Below are 16,759 nucleotides of genomic sequence, written 5' to 3'. Positions count from 1 at the left end.
TCATATGCTAGCGGCTGAAGAGGTATTGAGCGGTATTTGTTTGTCCTTTATTCCTATAATTATTAACCACAGGCAAATTCCTATTTCGCCTAAGCTGGCTGGCAATGTGATGTAGTTTGAAATTATTGTTTTATCATACGTTGGAAAAAGAAAGCTTCCAAAAAAATCAATTAGATAGCCAATGCACCCGGCCATCAAAAGGAGACCTAATATTTTAGGCATAAAACCCGACTTATATACTAAATACCCAAACGGAAATAACCAAAGGCCCCAAAATATTTGGTTAATAAAATTACCCTGGCGATATAGATTTAGGAAAAATAATATTTGAGCTGTCAAATGGTCTGTCGGAAGTGCTTTGAGATAGGTTGAACCGCTGATAAGGTAAAGAACAGCGAATTTGTTTAATAAATTTATGAAGGCGATAGGAACTTGAACTACTGCAAAAACAACCATCAGTCTGGCAACGGTGCCATTAACAGGTTTAAATAATTTGTATAGAATAATAGGTAACATGGCAAACGCCAACCAACAAATTATTTCAAAAACGATACTAACTTTAAACAACAATTCACCGTTCACCAAGCGAGGAAGAATTGCTGACGGGGCTCCCTTAAGTTTAATTTTCGAAGGGATATACTGCAAATAAAAGGTTCCACAGAACACTACAATTAAGTATAGGATGCCAGCTAACCTTGCTGTACGTTTGCTTGTATCCATCGTTGTTAAATTTTGGAGTTTTGATGATAATAACATCGAATTGTTACACGAGAAAGGAGTATCATATAGCTTTTATTTCAAATATGGCAAGTCCATTGTTGCTGGCGCACACTTTTCGCCCTGTGCTTTTTAAGCATTCCGTGCGAAGAAGGGACTCGAACTCCCGCAATACATCAACCCAAGGCATTACACCCTCAAACATGCACTGTTTCGAATGTGTATGTCTGCTAAATTTTTGCCACCGAAAATAGTTAGAAGTACACATAGTTTGGATTGTATTCTGAAGTTCATCCATCCCAGGTATCGGCGCTACTTTACTAAATTTTAATAAACCCTGAAAAGTTATCTATTAATAGCGATTAAATGCCAGCCGGTGTAATACAACCAACACTTTATTTGACCAAAGGCTCCTGGTGTTACATGAAGTGTCATTAAGCACTGACTTTATGATGCAGGAGGGTGCATGTAAAGACGGTTTTTAAGATTTTAAGGCGGTCATTACGCGCATATAGGGAAACGCCGATAACGGGCTCTGTAAGATTTTTACAACATCACTTTACACGGGCGCCCGCGAAGCACAAAGATTTTTCTTCGGTCAGTCATTAATAATCAATTTATGATTAATAATCGGTTTATTAACGATTGCCGCGTCGATATTGAATCTAATCTGGCTTCATGAAAATAAACAGGTCAAATTATCTATCATATGCCGGGGGGGGGTATCAATAATTAACCCATGCAGATTATTTCCCAACATATTGAAGTAATACAAAGAGAGGCGATCACGTGTAATGCCCTAAAGCCTAATACCAAAACCATTAGCCGGCCGGTTTAAATAAATCACTCAAAAACAGGTTTGATTTGCTGCCAAGAAAATGAATTAAATAAAAACGCCCTTAATGATCTATTAAAGGCGATTTTATAAAACATTGAAGTGGAGCCGGAGGGATTCGAACCCTCGTCCAAACATGGTATAAGGTAAGCTTTCTACATGCTTAGCTCTGTTAAATTGTCGGGAAGGGGAAGGTCAGTTGCTCACCTGTACCGTCTTCCGTAGGTGCTGTTTCTTGCTCGTTTAGCGCACCATAAACAAGCCAGTTCCGTTTTTCGATGCCCCGTTTGCAGATTCAACAGAACGGAAAACCTGCGGGACAAAAGCTATGCTAATTCTAAATTAGGCAGCTAAGGCGTAAGTATTTTCGCCATTTGTAAGTTTGAGCGTTCAGATTAAAGCGCTAATTCACCCAACGCGCTGCATGCTTACTTACTTATCTCCATCCTGTCAATTCCGGTCGACCCCATTTTGTAAGGAAGTCAAAAGTATAAAGTTTTAAGTTAAAAGCAGTGCTCTTTTCAAATTATATACTTTCAACCTTCAGCTTTGTACCTTCAATTGTACGTCCAGGATACTCCTCAAGGGCTTTCTCCAGGCAGACCATCGCGTTCTGCAAATCTGTACTGTTCAAAACGTATGCCATTCGCACTTCGTTCGTTCCTGCGCCCGTTGTGCTGTAAAAACCTGTCGCCGGTGCCATCATTACTGTCTGGTTGTCATGACTAAATTCTTCCAGCATCCACTGGCAAAAACGGTCGGCGTTATCAATTGGTAGTTTCGCCACTACATAGAACGCACCGCCCGGGTTAGGGCAGTATACGCCTTCCATTTTGTTCAGCGCGCTAACCAATACGTCGCGGCGATGGGTATATTCCTTATTTACGGTTTCAAAGTAGCTATCAGGCGTATCTACCGCGGCTTCGCCGGCAATTTGCTCCAGCATACCCGGACTCAAGCGGGCCTGGGCAAATTTTAAAGCTGTTTTTAATACGGCTTCGTTTTTGGTAATCAAACAGCCTAATCGCGCACCGCATGCACTGTAGCGTTTACTGACGGTATCCATCACTACTACATTTTCCTCTAACCCATTCAGGTGCATCGGCGAAATAAATTCGCGACCGTCGTAGCAGAATTCGCGGTAAGCTTCGTCGGAGAAAAGATAAAGGTCATACTTTAAGGACAGCTCTTTCAAGGCCTGCATTTCCTCTTTCGAGTACAGGTAACCGGTCGGGTTATTAGGGTTGCAGATGATGATGGCCTTTGTCTTGTCGGTGATCAGCTTTTCAAACTCACTGATAGAAGGCAGCGCGAATCCATTGTCGATATAAGACAGGATGGGCTTCACCACAATATCGCTCTGACAGGCAAAACCGTTATAGTTGGCATAGAATGGCTCGGGGATAATCACCTCGTCGCCGGGGTTAAGGCAGGTCATCATGGCAATGGTGATCGCTTCAGATCCGCCGGTGGTGACGATGATATTTTGCGGGGTGATACCGTAGCCCAGCTTGTTGTAATATTCTGCAAGCTTCTGGCGGTATGATAACGTTCCTTCCGAAGCAGTATATGCCCATACCTTAAACGTGCTGTTATGAATGGCATCCAGCATGCCTTTAGGCGTTTCAATATCAGGCTGGCCAATATTCAGGTGATATACTTTTTTGCCCTGTTGCTTGGCTGCATCGGCAAACGGGGTAAGCTTACGAATAGGAGAGGCGGGCATCTGCTCGCCTTTGTGCGAAATTTTTGGCATGGCACAAATTTAGGAAAAGAAACAGGGCAAAAACAAAAAGAGACGCAATTGATGCGTCTCTCTCAAAATATTTTACTTCAAATGTGTTATTTACTTGCCGGAGCGGCAACAACCTCGCCCACAATGTTCAGGTATTTCTGCGGCGTAGAAGCGTTAGAAGTAACAATGATGGTCTTGTTAAAAGCACCTGGTACCGCAGCATTGTAGGTAACACGGATCACCCCTTTGTCATTTTTCTTAACAGGTGTTTTAGTGTAATCTGCAATGGTACAGCCGCAGGTAGGTTGTACAGCGGTAAGGATCAATGGTTCTTCGCCAACGTTCAAAAACACAAACTCTGTAGTAACCGGCTTACCTTGCGGTACTTTGCCAAATTCGTGCTTTTCTTCGTTGAATTTGAACTGAGGCTTGGTGTCAGTTTGCGCAGAAGCCACCATCACAAATCCTAAAAACATCGCGCACATTATCATTAACTTTTTCATATCCTTGTATTGTATCACAAATATAAATTATTTTACTGAAAGCAACAATTTTGCTAACTACTGACTGTTTAAATGGTTAAAAGGATTAATAACAAAATCCAATTTTTTACATTTGCCTGCTAATGAAATTAAATATGCCTCAGACCAATATAAACACAACCAGCGGATTTGATGCTGCTGAACTGAACTTTGAGGATTTTAAAAAGATTGTCATCAACGATTACCGGATCGGTTTTGAAAGCCGTCAGGCGGCGTTGCTTGGCCGTCGCGAAGTGCTGACTGGTAAGGCCAAGTTCGGCATATTTGGTGATGGTAAAGAGGTTGCCCAACTGGCTATGGCCAAGGCTTTTAAGCCGGGCGACTGGCGTGCCGGGTACTACCGCGACCAGACCTTTATGTTTGCCACCGGTATGAGCACGCTTAAAGAATTTTTTGCGCAGTTATACGCCCATCCCGATATCGAAAAAGACCCTGCTTCGGGCGGCAGGCAAATGAACTGCCATTACGCCACACGGTTTATTGATAGTGATGGTAACTGGGTAAACCAGGCAGATACCATGAACTGCGCTTCAGATATATCTACTACGGGCGGGCACATGCCCAGGCTGCTGGGTTTGGCTTATGCATCTAAATTGTACCGTCAAAACCCCGAACTGCATTATTTGCGACAGTTTTCCGTAACAGGAAATGAGGTGGCATTCGGTACCATCGGGAATGGTTCTACTTCTGAGGGGCTTTTTATGGAGGCCTTCAATGCAGCCGGTGTGTTGCAGGTGCCGATGGCTATCTCCGTTTGGGATGATGCCTATGCCATTTCTGTTCCCGCAAGGTTACAAACTACTAAAGAGGATATTTCAGAAATATTAAAAGGTTTTCAGCGCGAAGACGGCACTAACGGGTACGAAATATTTAAAGTACGCGGATGGGATTATGTGGCTTTATGTGAAACCTATAGCAAGGCCATTGAGGTTTGCCGTACGCAGCACGTCCCGGTGCTGATCCACGTTACCGAGATGACGCAGCCGCAGGGCCACTCTACCTCTGGTTCGCACGAACGTTATAAATCTAAAGAACGCCTGGCCTGGGAAACAGAGCACGATTGCCTGCTGCAGATGCGCAACTGGATGGTAAGCTCTGCAATTGCTACCGAACAGGAACTGGATGCGTTGGAAGAACAGGCAAAAAAACATGTGCGCGATTGCCAGCGTGAGGCCTGGAACGAGCTTGCCGGAGAAATTAAAGGTGAATTGAATGAAGCCGCAGAGCTGATCGAAGATCTGGCGCAGCAATCTGTATCATACGAAAAACTGCAGGAGGTAGCGGCCGAGTTAAAGGCTTGCGTAGACCCCGGCAGAAGGGATATTGTTGCTGCTGTACGTAAGGCATTGCGGATAACAGTAAAAGAAACGCTGAATGCCAAGCAAGGGCTAATCAGCTGGATGAACTACGAGAATGAAAAGAACGCGGAGCGTTTTAATTCCCGGTTGTTTACCAATACCCGTTTTTCACCCCTGAACGTGCCGGTAAATGCGCCACGCTATAATCCGCAGGCGAAAATGGTAGACGGGCGCGAGGTGTTGAACGCTTGTTTTGATGCTAACTTTGGGCGCGACAAAACTATTGTTGCCTTCGGCGAAGACGTGGGTAACATTGGCGACGTGAACCAGGGTTTTGCAGGATTGCAGGCTAAATACGGCGACTTGCGGATCACCGATACCGGCATCCGCGAAGCTACCATCATCGGGCAGGGGATGGGCTTGGCCATGCGCGGCCTTCGCCCGATTGCCGAAATACAATACCTGGATTACCTGCTTTATGCCATGACTGTCCTAAGCGACGACTTAGCCAGCTTAAGCTACCGTACCCACGGTGGGCAGAAAGCTCCGCTAATCATTCGCACGCGCGGCCACCGGCTGGAAGGGATCTGGCACTCCGGCTCGCCAATGGGCATGATCCTGAATTCGATGCGTGGTATCCACGTTTGCGTTCCCCGTAACATGACACAGGCCGCTGGCATGTACAATACCTTGTTACGTGGCGATGAACCTGCCATTGTAATTGAAAGCCTGAACGGCTACCGTTTGAAAGAGAAACTGCCGGATAATCCGGGCGAGTTCACCGTTCCGCTGGGCAAAGCCGAGATTATGCGTAGCGGTACCGATATCACCGTAGTCTCTTACGGCTCTACTTTGCGCATTGTGCTGGAAGCTGCCGAGGAACTGGAGCAAATGGGGATCAGTATTGAAGTGATCGATCCGCAAACACTTTATCCGTTCGATCGGGAGAAATTATGCGTCGCCTCATTACATAAAACCAGCAAGTTGCTGATAGTAGACGAAGATATACCGGGCGGAGGCTCTGCTTATATCTTGCAGAAGATACTGGAGCAACAGAACGGCTATTACCAACTGGATGCCCAGCCGCGTACGCTGAGCGCGAAAGAACACCGCCCGCCTTACGGGTCTGACGGTGATTACTTCAGCAAGCCATCGCTGGATGATGTAATAGAGGTAGCCTACCAGATGATGAACGAAGCCAACCCGGAGAAATACCCGGCGATCTATTAGTCATTAGTGTCATTGGTCATTAGTCATTGGTCATTAGGCTTTGTGTCATTATTACTCATGTCATTGCGAACTGCGTAGCAGTGTGGCAATCTCATAGTAGGGTAAAAAGGCTGAAATAGTGGGGTTTATTATTTAAGTTTAAATAGTCGCCCGGCTCTGCACAGTTATCACAAGGCTGGCTGGCTGGCTGGCAAAAGCCAGTTCGCCGGGGCTGCCACGTTTGCCGCATTAGCCATATTTACCATATTCGCCACATTTACCGGCCGGCCATAGGTTTTCTAACTTTTAAGTCAGGATTTGGTGTCGCAACTATGCCACCAATTATCTTGTTACGGTTGCAGAAATTTGTTGTGTAATAATAAGTTCACATGGCAAATTTTGAAAGACCGATGGAAATCGAGATCATCCGGCAATCGGTCCGCGAAAGTATGAACCCGACACCGGGGAAAAAGAAATACGACTATTGGAAGGAGCCGCTTTACTGCAGCGACGATGTTTTCCAGGTGCGCAAGGCTAACGACTGGATGGCAAGCGACGGGCAAACCCAAAAACCACGGATGCTTTTTGATAACTTTTGGTTCGAAGGAGAGCTTTGTATCTTATTCGCTGATACCAATCTTGGTAAATCTGTTCTTGCTGTGCAGTTAGGGAACTGTATTGCAACGGGAACATCCATAGAACATTACAAGGTTGAAGTACCTGCCTCAACAGTGGTGTATTTCGATTTTGAACAAAGCCAGCTCCAGTTTGAAGCGCGGTACAGCGGTTACAGGAACGCCTACAGCTTCAGTCCCAACTTTTATCGTGCCGAACTAAACACCGCAGCAGGTGACGTAAGAAATTACCTCGACCGCATCCATTATTCGATAGAAGAAACGGTAAAAAATACAAAAGCTAAAGTGCTGATTATTGATAACCTGACATATTTGGGTAACCAGTCTGGCCATGCAAAGGAGGCGTTAAACACCATGAAGTTTCTTAAGATGCTAAAGAGCCGCTACCAGATCAGCATATTGGCGCTTGCACATACGCCAAAGCGTAACCCGGCTAAACCCATTACCAATAACGATATGCAGGGTAGCAAGATGCTGATTAATTTCTGCGACAGTGCTTTTGCGATGGGGCGTAGCAGGCTTGACCCCAAATTACGCTACCTGAAACAAATTAAGCAGCGCAATGCTACTGAGCTTTACGGGGCAGACCGCGTTTGCCTTTTTACCCTTGAGAGGAACGAGAACTTTATCTACCTGAGCCCTTGCGGCTGCGAACCGGAGCACAAGCATCTGTTTGAAGCAGTGGATATTACAGATAACCAAATCCTGTTGCAAATAAGGGAATGGGCGGTGCAGGGTAAATCGCAACGTGAAATTGCCAGAGATCTGGGCATCTCGAGGTATCATGTGGCGAAGGCGATGGAAGGAAATGTAAGCGTTGTTTAAAAAAAAATTGCATCAAGAGGGGCTTAGCAATACGAAAGGAAACATCGTTGCGAATGCAGTGAAGCAATCCCTAACTTTCAATTTTGCCAATCGAGCGCGTTGTAACACGTTCGTGGAGTAATTGACGATTCAGGCTTCTCTTGGCAAACATATTAATGTGCCACTGAAGAGTTTAGGCCGCCCTTGCTTGAAATTTAGCCGTCTGCTTGAGCGTTTGGCACTGAAATAGTCGTCACTCGGCTGGGAGCCGAGCGACTGCGCTGTTGGGGCGACATGGCTTTAGTTCTACGCTTTGTCATACTAAGGCCCTCAATGCATTTATTCATCTCTATTTACAATTCCGCTAAACTCTACAGTACAGCCTCCACGTTGCTTAGTCTGATCTCAAAAACGTGTCATTGCGAACTGCGATAGCAGTGTGGCAATCTTCCGGGGACCCCCGAGGGATTGCTTCGTTCCTGGAGGCTTTTCGAAAAATCTGTTATCCTGCCAATCGAGCGCGTTTGCAACGCGTTCGTAGTAATTGACAATTCTATCGTTTCTTTGCAAACATACCACTTTGTCACTGAAGAATTAACGCGGATTCGCTTACAATATAACCGCCCGTTTAGAGTTTCGCTATTAAACAGTCGTCACCCGGCTGGAGCTAAGCGACTGCTGTCAGCAGTAAGATATCTTATAAGCCAGGTTTGTCATCCCGAGCGAAGTGATGAATCTGGAAACTTAGTATTCCTTCAATTTCCGATAGTTTTGCACGATACCTGCTTCAAAATGTGGAGTTGTTGGGTAACAATACCAACAATGGCGGTAAATACCTATTTTAGGATAGAAATGTTAAAGCTTATTTCTAAAGTTCAGCACAAAAACTATGAGAAGGGAGAGTTTTCTGACGAGCAATCTCGTTCGTTGGAAGAGACGTTGGAACTGATCAAAAAATTTCCCTGGGAGCAAGAGCGATCACTAACTGATATTCAACTGACCGGTCCCGGGGTAGTAATTCAAAATAATGCAGGTGAATATTTAAAAGTTGGTTTGTATTTTAATGGAAAATTCGCTCTATACTATTTAGATCAAAACGGGCGTTTGTTCGATCATCCTGTAGTAACGTTAACCGAGGTTTGCGAAAGAATAGCATCTTTTTTTAAAGGTGGTTTAGATTTAATAGTATTTAAAAAGAATACCAATTCACTTTTCCCTCGTACACATTTTATTACAAAATCATTCGAATATAGGGGGACATTATCCAGTTTTTTTATTAATTCCTGGGGATTAATGGCGGTTGAAATCATTATTATTCTTGTGATGTGGTATTTACTAATAAACGAGAGATACACGGACGCTTTTGTTGTTAGTTTTATTTTAGTCATGCTTTCTGCTACGCTGATCTATTTTGTGTATGGAGCTTATAAGGCTAAAAAGATGTACCTACGGCTATCAAAAGGCAATGAGGAATTTTCTTTTGGCTATGACATTAACAATGTAAAGAATTACTCAAAAGAGCTTATTGCAAATGTTGAATTCTACAGTCGCCAAAAAAAGTCATTTTTCAGAAATGGTATTCCATTAACGACAGCGAAAGCTTTTAAAATAAACTTTAAAAACGGTGAATATATCAGATTTAGTAGCTTTTTAATATCGGGCAACCAACTCAGAAAAAAGTTTAAAACTGAATTAATAAAAGAATGCAATGAAGAGCTATGGGGAATGTTGTAAATCCGTTAGCAAATAAAATTCTCCTTAAGCTTAGTTATTTCGTATACAATTGTATGCAGATGCTTCCCAAAACTGGTTCAGGACAGTTCGATGGCGTAAGCATGACAAAATAAGGAAACGGTATTGCGAATGCAATGGGGCAGTCCCTGACTTCAATTTTTTGTCTTAAGCCTCGTCACCGGTTAAAAAGTCGGCGACGATAGCAGCGGTAATAGCGGGCTGGTTGCCGAAGCCGATTTCTTCTGCTTCGATAGTACCGATGGCTGTACCATGCGTTCCGGGTAGTAATATAACTCTGCTGCCTGCAATCAGTTGGGCCAACTGCAGGATATGATTGGGCAGTATAACGTCTTTATCATTTGAAATGATCAACGTCGGTGCAGTGATGGTTTGAAGCTGCTCGTCCGCAATATCTTTAAAGCCGATCATTCGGTTTTTATCTTTTTCAAACATGTTTTGCAATCCTTCCTGGCTTGGGTTCACCTTAAGAAAAGCATCCCGTAGGGGTTGGGGCATGGTATCCAGGGTAGCCTGGGGCAGCCAGTCGAACAAGCCTGGTATCATCCCGTCCCGGCGATAATTGGCCGAAACAATAATCAGCTTATTTACCAGATCAGGGTGCCTCATAGCAATTTGTAGGGTTGTGGTGCCGCCGTTGCTAAAGCCCAGAAAGTTTGCTTTCGGGATTTGAAGATGCGCCAGCAAAGCCGCCACATCATCGGCGTCCTGCTCAAAAGATTCGGGGGCATTGCGGTCGGTAGTGCGCCCGTGGGCCTGTAATTCAACGGCTATCACTTTGGCATCAGCAGAAAGCAAAGGGATCAGCTTACTAAACGTACTTTCTATAGTAGAACCCCCGCCGTGGATCAGCACCAGCGGTACGCCGCCATATCCGTAGATTTCGTAATACATTTGTATCCCGTTAACAGGTGCATGTCCGGATGTTCTTGGTGTAGCCATAGGTAATAAGTTTGTGATTATTAAAAGTAGGAAATAACTTTTCTATTTACTTAAAATAAAGTCATCCTGAACCCGGTTCAGGATCCTTGCAATTATTATTTTGAGATGCAGAGGGCCTTCGACAAGCTCAGGCTGACATTACTTTAAAGTGAAAGCGTTTTTTCAAAACCCTGCCGTTATTGGTGTTGTCACCAACAACTTATCTCCATTTTGCAGATTACGAGACAAAGAGTTTCAAAATATACTATAATCATTTTCAGCACATCATTGCGATACGGTACGCTGGATTTTTTCTAAATACCGAACATATTTATCAGGATCACTTTTCGATACTTGAATCCTCAGAGAATCACCAATATTGAAGGTATCTTTATGAACTGAAAAGTTATTTTCATACCGAGTACCACTAATATTATAGGTGACATAAATAAATGCGAGACCCCGTGAAGGAACTTTTTCTTTGACTCTGGCTATTGTTGTAATGGAATGAGACAATGAGCTATTCCGTTCGCAACTTTTAATAATACCATAAATCATGCTACCGACGATAAGTAGTACTATAAAACAGAGTGCAAACTGATTATTCTGAATTTTCTCGACATTCATTTTCTAACGTAACTTTATTTCACCCAGTGCCATAAAAAGTTTATTAAAACCCTTCCTAAATATTAAATACAAGAAGGTAAGACAAACAAGAGCCTTCGACAAGCTCAGGCTGACATTACTTTAAAGTGAAAGCGTTTTTTCAAAACCTCGCCATTGTTGGTATTGATACCAACAACTTATTTATCGCTAAGAGCCTTCGACAAGCTCAGGCTGACATTACTTTAACGGAGAAAGCGTAGAAGCAATCCATGATTGATATTTTTTAATGAGATTGCTTCGTCATTCTTCCTCGCAAGGACGTATCATTTAGTTTAGCCTGCCCAATGGTCACCAACCACTTATTACTGCTTCAGTAATCCCTTTAATAACTGGTAATCCTTTGCATAGTAATCCGTCTCCCCGGGTTGGTAGCGGTTTTCGGCATCGAATAAATAAGTGGGGATACCCAGCGCTTTTGCAGCTTTTATCTCCGACTCCATATCGTCGCCGATGGCCAGCAATTCTTCCGGCTTGTAACCAAATTCATCCATGATCTTCTGAAACACTTCCTTCTTGGTTTCGTGTGTTTCTTCGGGGTCTACAATGTAGATTTTCTTAAAATGTCCGCGAACGCCCAACTGATCGATCTTGCTGTTTTGCAGTGTTACAAAACCAAAAGTAACCAGAAATTTATCAATGTTCAATCCAGCCAAAGTTGGATAATCCGGATAAGCATCAAAGGGTTTATCGTATTTGCGGTGCTTCAGTATCTCCACACCTTTTTTCTTAAATTCCTCGGGAAAACCAAACTTGTCTGCCACCTTTTGGAAAGGCGTGCGGGTAAGCTCTTGTTTGGCTTTATCCAGGTCTTCAGTGCTCAGGCTTTCTTTATATTCATCCATCAGGCTGATAATGGGTTGAAACAGTTCCTCGCCGATAGATTTCGCAGGGTATACGGTATTATCCAGATCTATAATCAGTGCTTTTATCATAAACGTATTAGTGGTATGTTGATAAACGTTTTCGCCTTATTTTGTTTCGGGCAGCAGCATCTCCGGCGCGACTTTCACCGTTTTTAATCGCTTTTGATATAAGCCGTAAAATCCGGCGATTGATAACAGGCAAATCGCACCCAAGGTCCACCAAAGTGATTGGTAACCCGCAAAGGCGATAATCTGGCTCCCCAACGCCGGGGCAAGTACCTGAGCCGTAGACCATGCAATGGTATAAAGCGCGGCGTATTGCCCTCTGTTATGCTCGTTCGTCCTGCTGATCCAGAAAGCATTCATAAACGGCATGCTGAACATTTCGCCGAAAGAAACCAGGATAATACTCATCACCCCCGTTAAAGCCATCGCTGGCATCCAATTGACCAGGGTAAGGCCAATAGCCGTCAGGAAAATACCAAAACAGATATACTGCATCGGGTGTCGGCGGCCTTCCAGGTTGTGGATCAATACCATTTCTACAAACGCTACCAAGAAACCGTTCAGGGCCATCAAGCCACCGATCAACTGCTCGGTTAAATGCCATTCTGTTTTGTAAAAGACGGGCTGCAGCGTAAATATCTGGAAGAAACAAAACGCAAACAGCACCACAAACAGGATAAAAAGCATATAAACGCCATCTTTGTACGGCGAAGATTGGGCTGTGTGGTGGCGTTGTGTTAAATTTCTTTTTGCATTTGCTCTCGGCATCAGGATCATCAGCATCACGCCTGATAACAGGTTGGTACAGCCATCTACCCAGAAAAGCAAGTGGTAATTATGCGCCGCCAGGAACCCACCGATGGCGCCACCGAAAGACCAGCCCAGGTTTACCGCCAGGCGATTAAGCGAATAAGAACGGGTTTTATTTTCGGGCGAACTGTAATGTGCTATCGCGGTAGAATTTGCAGGACGGAAGGCATCATTACACAGGCTTAAAATAAAAGTGCAGGCACAAATAGCATAAAAATGCGTTTGATAACCCAGTAAGATAAATAGCAAGCCGGCGCTGAGCAGTGAACCGATCTGTACATCATAGAACCCGTACCTATCGGTGATCTTTCCGCCAATAAAAGCCCCGGTGATAGAACCCAAACCGAACATCGCCATTACTACCCCCGCCTGCCTGATACTGAAATGCAGGGCCTGGGTACAATAGATGGTCATGAAAGGCAACACCATGGTACCGCTGCGGTTGATAAAAACCACCAGCGTGAGCAGCCAGCTGTTACGCGACAGGCCGCTGTAGGCTTTACGGTATAAGGTGATAGGGTTCATGTTGATCGATTTGCAGATTTGAAAATTTGATGATTTGCAAATTGAAACTACATTACCAAATTTTCAAATCATCAAATTATCTCATTATAAGATAACGGTTTTATTTCTTAGAAAGTGGTCGGCAATCACCAGTGCGGCCATGGCTTCCACGATCGGAACGGCACGTGGTACTACGCATGGATCGTGGCGGCCTTTACCCTGAATTTCTGCTGCCTCACCTGCTGCGTTAATGGTCGGCTGGTTTTGCATAATGGTGGCTACGGGTTTAAAGGCTACTTTAAACTCGATAGGCATACCGTTACTGATACCGCCCTGGATACCACCAGAGAAATTAGTCAGCGTTTTAACGTTACCCTCTGCATCATGGATAAATCTGTCGTTATGTTCAGATCCCAGCATTTCGGCGCCACTAAATCCGGAACCGTATTCGAACCCATGCACGGCGTTGATGCTTAGCATCGCCTTGCCTAAATCTGCGTGCAGCTTATCAAACACCGGTTCGCCTAAGCCCACCGGACAATTGGTGATATAGCAACTTACCTTTCCCCCGACGGTATCGCCCTGTTTGCGAACGCCATCGATAAAAGAAATCATTTCTTCTGCAGTAGCCGGATCAACACAGCGGACGATGTTCTGCTCGCGCTGTTCTATAAACGCGTCCGCATTAGTGATGTCCACATTTGGTGCGTCTATCTTTCCAACGCTGCTTACATGGGCAAACACTTCAATACCATAGGCTTTCAGCATCAGCTTTGCAACCGCACCTGCTGCTACACGAGCGGCAGTTTCCCGGGCTGAAGACCTGCCACCGCCGCGGTGATCACGAATACCGTATTTGGTATGGTACGTATAATCGGCATGCGATGGACGGAAAACGTCGGTATTGTGGCTGTAGTCTTTCGACCGCTGATCTTCATTAGGGATGATCATAGCGATTGGAGTACCCGTAGTTTTTCCTTCAAACACCCCTGAAAGAATTTTTACCGTGTCGCTTTCTTTTCGTTGCGTAGTAATTTTCGATTGCCCCGGTTTGCGTTTATCCAGTTCGGCCTGGATAAAGTCCAGGTCGATTGGTAATTGAGACGGACAGCCGTCGATAATAACGCCGATTGCCTCGCCGTGCGATTCGCCGAATGTGGTTATTTTAAATAGTTGCCCGAAGGAGTTTCCTGCCATGGTTTCGTTAGTATCAAGTATTTAGTATCAGGTATCAAGATCGCCATTGCGCGGAATGAACAATCTTTCTACCCTTGTCTTATGTCATCCTGAGCTCGTCGAAGGTTGTTTCTGGATCTTAGTTCGTTAAATCAGTCAAAGGACACACCCCTTCCCCCCTCTCAAGAGGGGAGTTTTAACAAATCGTCATTGCGAGTAACGAAGCAATCTCTTTGCTTAGCTTTTCCAAGAAGATTTCTCTCCGCCAGTAGGCGGATCGAAATGACAGCCTTGTTTAAGTCGCCGACGAAAAGATTGCCGCGTCTCCAGATAGCTATCGGTATCCTCGCAATGACACATTATTATTATTTCAATCTATAAAAATCATCCTGAACAATGTCACCCTGAGCTCGTCGAAGGGTTGTTTCCGGATATTAGTTCTTTAAATTAATTAGAGGACACACCCCTAACCCCTCTCAAGAGGGGAGTTTTAACAAATCGTCATTGCGAGTAACGAAGCAATCTCTTCGTTTAGCCTTTCCAAGAAGATTTCTCTCCGCCAGTAGGCGGATCGAAATGACAGCATTGTTTAGGTGCCGACGAAGCGATTGCCGCGTCTCCCGATAGCTATCGGTATCCTCGCAATGACACATTATTATTATTTCAATCTATAAAAATCATCCTGAACGATGTCACCCTGAGCTCGTCGAAGGGTTGTTTCTGGATCTTAGTTCGTTAAATCAGTCAAAGGACACACCCCTAGCCCCTCTCAAGAGGGGAGTTTTAACAAATCGTCATTGCGAGTAACGAAGCAATCTCTTCACAAATAGCCCTTCGACGAGCTCAGGGTGACAATTTATATAAGTTTGTCATCCTATGTTAACGACCTGTCCCGAACCAGTTTTGGGAAGAACCTGCATGGTTGTGTTTCGCTTACAGATTCTTCACTGCGTTCAGAATGACAGGCGCGTTAAGCCTTCGTAAAAGGTTGTGAAAGACTAAACCCGGCCTTTTGCAAATCATCCCAATATGCCGGGTACGATTTCTCTACCACCATATAGTCTTCGATCTCCAGCTCGGGGATCACCAGAGCCAGCGGTGCGAAAGCCATCGCCATCCGGTGATCGTCGTAAGTGGCAATCGTCATCTTTTCCGGAATAAATTTTCCGCTGCAATCCAGGGTGTAAACCTCGTCCTTCTCAACCAGCTTTACGCCCATCTTGCCTAATTCGTTCTGCAAGGCCGCAATGCGGTCTGTTTCTTTAATTTTCAAAGTTTCCAGCCCTGTAAAGGTAGCTTCATGACCTAAAGCTGCACACACCACAATTACGGTTTGTGCTAAATCGGGACATTTGATCAGGTTGAAATCTTTGCGACCTAAAGCTTTAGGCTCTTTCTTCAGGTATACACCGCCGTCTTTAAACTGTGAGGTAATACCGAAGTTGGCCATAATCTCGGTAATGACGCTATCGCCCTGAAGGCTGTAAGCAGTCAACCCGGGAAGGAAAAGTTCTGCTTCATCACTCAGTGCAGCAATTGCATACCAGTAAGAAGCCGCGCTCCAGTCCGGCTCAACCCAGATGCTGGTTTCGCTGAACGGTTGGTTTCCAATACTAATGGTATTGCCTTCCCATTCGTGCTGAATACCTGCCTGTTGTAGCATACTCAACGTCATTTCTACATATGGGCGCGAAGTAAGTTCACCTTCAATCTCTAGTTTTAAACCTTGCGGCAAACGCGCGGCTATCAGTAATAATGCCGTAATATACTGGCTGCTGATATTCCCCTTGATGCTTACGGTGTCTGTTCTCTGCTCGAAACCACCTTTAATATGCAGTGGAGGATAACCTTCCTGTTCGGCATAAGTAATATCAGCACCAAGGGTGCGAAGGGCATCAACCAAGATACCGATCGGGCGTTGCTTCATTCGCTCACTGCCTGTCAGCAAAACTTCGCCTGGCTCCAGACTGAAGTAAGCCGTCAGGAAACGCATGGCCGTACCCGCAGGGCCGATGTTTACTTCAGTTGCAAGTTGCGAGTTTTCAGTTGCGGGTTCGTCCGCCGCTGTAACTACTTCTTGATTCCTGACTCCTGACTCCTGGTTCCTTAAAATATTAGCCAGTAAAACCGCGTCCGCCGCATCGGAAACATTCGTCACCTTTACTCGCCCCTGGCTTAGGGCTTCAATTACCAATGCACGGTTGCATTCGCTTTTGGAACCCGTAAGCTGGATGGTGGTATTTACAGTTTTGCTGTTTTTATGCAGTATGATGTTTTGTTTCATCT

At 44.7% G+C, this 16,759-nt stretch carries 11 protein-coding genes and 1 other RNA gene; 3 read left to right on the top strand and 9 right to left on the bottom strand.

From position 1 onward, the window contains the following. The 4 genes from MUY27_RS05185 to MUY27_RS05170 all read right to left on the bottom strand — a co-directional run bounded on the left by MUY27_RS05185 (position 1) and on the right by MUY27_RS05170 (position 3,790). Positions 1 to 720, bottom strand: coding sequence for a DUF4386 domain-containing protein (locus MUY27_RS05185; RefSeq protein WP_245128925.1), 720 nt, complete (start codon positions 718 to 720; stop codon positions 1 to 3). Positions 721 to 1,652: 932 nt separating this feature from the next. Continuing rightward, positions 1,653 to 2,020: a transfer-messenger RNA gene (gene ssrA, locus MUY27_RS05180) on the bottom strand. 58 nt (positions 2,021 to 2,078) lie between these two features. Continuing rightward, positions 2,079 to 3,308, bottom strand: a complete 1,230-nt coding sequence (locus MUY27_RS05175) for a pyridoxal phosphate-dependent aminotransferase (protein WP_245128924.1) — start codon at positions 3,306 to 3,308, stop codon at positions 2,079 to 2,081. An 86-nt stretch (positions 3,309 to 3,394) separates the two neighbouring features. Next, complete coding sequence (locus MUY27_RS05170; protein ID WP_245128923.1) at positions 3,395 to 3,790, bottom strand: DUF1573 domain-containing protein; 396 nt, start codon at positions 3,788 to 3,790, stop codon at positions 3,395 to 3,397. A 122-nt stretch (positions 3,791 to 3,912) separates the two neighbouring features. On the opposite strand from MUY27_RS05170, the gene MUY27_RS05165 reads away from it, so the two are divergent. The 3 genes from MUY27_RS05165 (at position 3,913) to MUY27_RS05155 (ending at position 9,509) form a co-directional block, all read left to right on the top strand. Beyond that, complete coding sequence (locus MUY27_RS05165; RefSeq protein ID WP_245128922.1) at positions 3,913 to 6,357, top strand: alpha-ketoacid dehydrogenase subunit alpha/beta; 2,445 nt, start codon at positions 3,913 to 3,915, stop codon at positions 6,355 to 6,357. Between the two features lie 368 nt (positions 6,358 to 6,725). Next, positions 6,726 to 7,796: an AAA family ATPase gene (locus MUY27_RS05160; protein WP_245128921.1), complete on the top strand. Its 1,071-nt coding sequence runs from the start codon at positions 6,726 to 6,728 to the stop codon at positions 7,794 to 7,796. Positions 7,797 to 8,597: 801 nt separating this feature from the next. After that, entirely contained in the window at positions 8,598 to 9,509 is a 912-nt protein-coding gene (locus MUY27_RS05155) for a PH domain-containing protein (protein ID WP_245128920.1), read from the top strand. Between the two features lie 165 nt (positions 9,510 to 9,674). Here MUY27_RS05155 and MUY27_RS05150 read toward each other — a convergent pair whose 3' ends face one another. The 5 genes from MUY27_RS05150 to aroA form a co-directional block, all read right to left on the bottom strand. Further along, entirely contained in the window at positions 9,675 to 10,469 is a 795-nt protein-coding gene (locus MUY27_RS05150; protein ID WP_245128919.1) for an alpha/beta fold hydrolase, read from the bottom strand. 947 nt (positions 10,470 to 11,416) lie between these two features. Further along, a complete protein-coding gene (locus MUY27_RS05145; RefSeq protein ID WP_245128918.1) occupies positions 11,417 to 12,046 on the bottom strand; it encodes an HAD family hydrolase in 630 nt (209 codons plus the stop codon). A gap of 36 nt (positions 12,047 to 12,082) precedes the next feature. After that, a complete protein-coding gene (locus tag MUY27_RS05140; protein ID WP_245128917.1) occupies positions 12,083 to 13,318 on the bottom strand; it encodes an MDR family MFS transporter in 1,236 nt (411 codons plus the stop codon). An 84-nt stretch (positions 13,319 to 13,402) separates the two neighbouring features. Continuing rightward, entirely contained in the window at positions 13,403 to 14,494 is a 1,092-nt protein-coding gene (aroC, locus tag MUY27_RS05135; protein ID WP_245128916.1) for a chorismate synthase, read from the bottom strand. A gap of 949 nt (positions 14,495 to 15,443) precedes the next feature. After that, positions 15,444 to 16,757, bottom strand: a complete 1,314-nt coding sequence (gene aroA, locus MUY27_RS05130) for a 3-phosphoshikimate 1-carboxyvinyltransferase (protein WP_245128915.1) — start codon at positions 16,755 to 16,757, stop codon at positions 15,444 to 15,446. Positions 16,758 to 16,759: the final 2 nt, after the last annotated feature.

It is taken from the genome of Mucilaginibacter straminoryzae (genome assembly GCF_022953055.1).
Taxonomy (GTDB): Bacteria; Bacteroidota; Bacteroidia; order Sphingobacteriales; family Sphingobacteriaceae; genus Mucilaginibacter; species Mucilaginibacter straminoryzae.
The sequence above is the reverse complement of the archived record's forward strand: the minus strand, read 5'-3'. Positions and strand labels throughout refer to the sequence as shown.

Bases quoted from the DNA above. Each gene is read 5' to 3' on its own strand.
- MUY27_RS05165 (WP_245128922.1), top strand. From the start codon at position 3,913: ATGAAATTAAATATGCCTCAGACCAATATAAACACAACCAGCGGATTT.
- MUY27_RS05145 (WP_245128918.1), bottom strand. From the start codon at position 12,046: ATGATAAAAGCACTGATTATAGATCTGGATAATACCGTATACCCTGCG.
- MUY27_RS05170 (WP_245128923.1), bottom strand. From the start codon at position 3,790: ATGAAAAAGTTAATGATAATGTGCGCGATGTTTTTAGGATTTGTGATG.
- aroA (WP_245128915.1), bottom strand. From the start codon at position 16,757: ATGAAACAAAACATCATACTGCATAAAAACAGCAAAACTGTAAATACC.
- MUY27_RS05150 (WP_245128919.1), bottom strand. From the start codon at position 10,469: ATGGCTACACCAAGAACATCCGGACATGCACCTGTTAACGGGATACAA.
- MUY27_RS05175 (WP_245128924.1), bottom strand. From the start codon at position 3,308: ATGCCAAAAATTTCGCACAAAGGCGAGCAGATGCCCGCCTCTCCTATT.
- MUY27_RS05185 (WP_245128925.1), bottom strand. From the start codon at position 720: ATGGATACAAGCAAACGTACAGCAAGGTTAGCTGGCATCCTATACTTA.
- aroC (WP_245128916.1), bottom strand. From the start codon at position 14,494: ATGGCAGGAAACTCCTTCGGGCAACTATTTAAAATAACCACATTCGGC.
- MUY27_RS05155 (WP_245128920.1), top strand. From the start codon at position 8,598: ATGGCGGTAAATACCTATTTTAGGATAGAAATGTTAAAGCTTATTTCT.
- MUY27_RS05160 (WP_245128921.1), top strand. From the start codon at position 6,726: ATGGCAAATTTTGAAAGACCGATGGAAATCGAGATCATCCGGCAATCG.
- MUY27_RS05140 (WP_245128917.1), bottom strand. From the start codon at position 13,318: ATGAACCCTATCACCTTATACCGTAAAGCCTACAGCGGCCTGTCGCGT.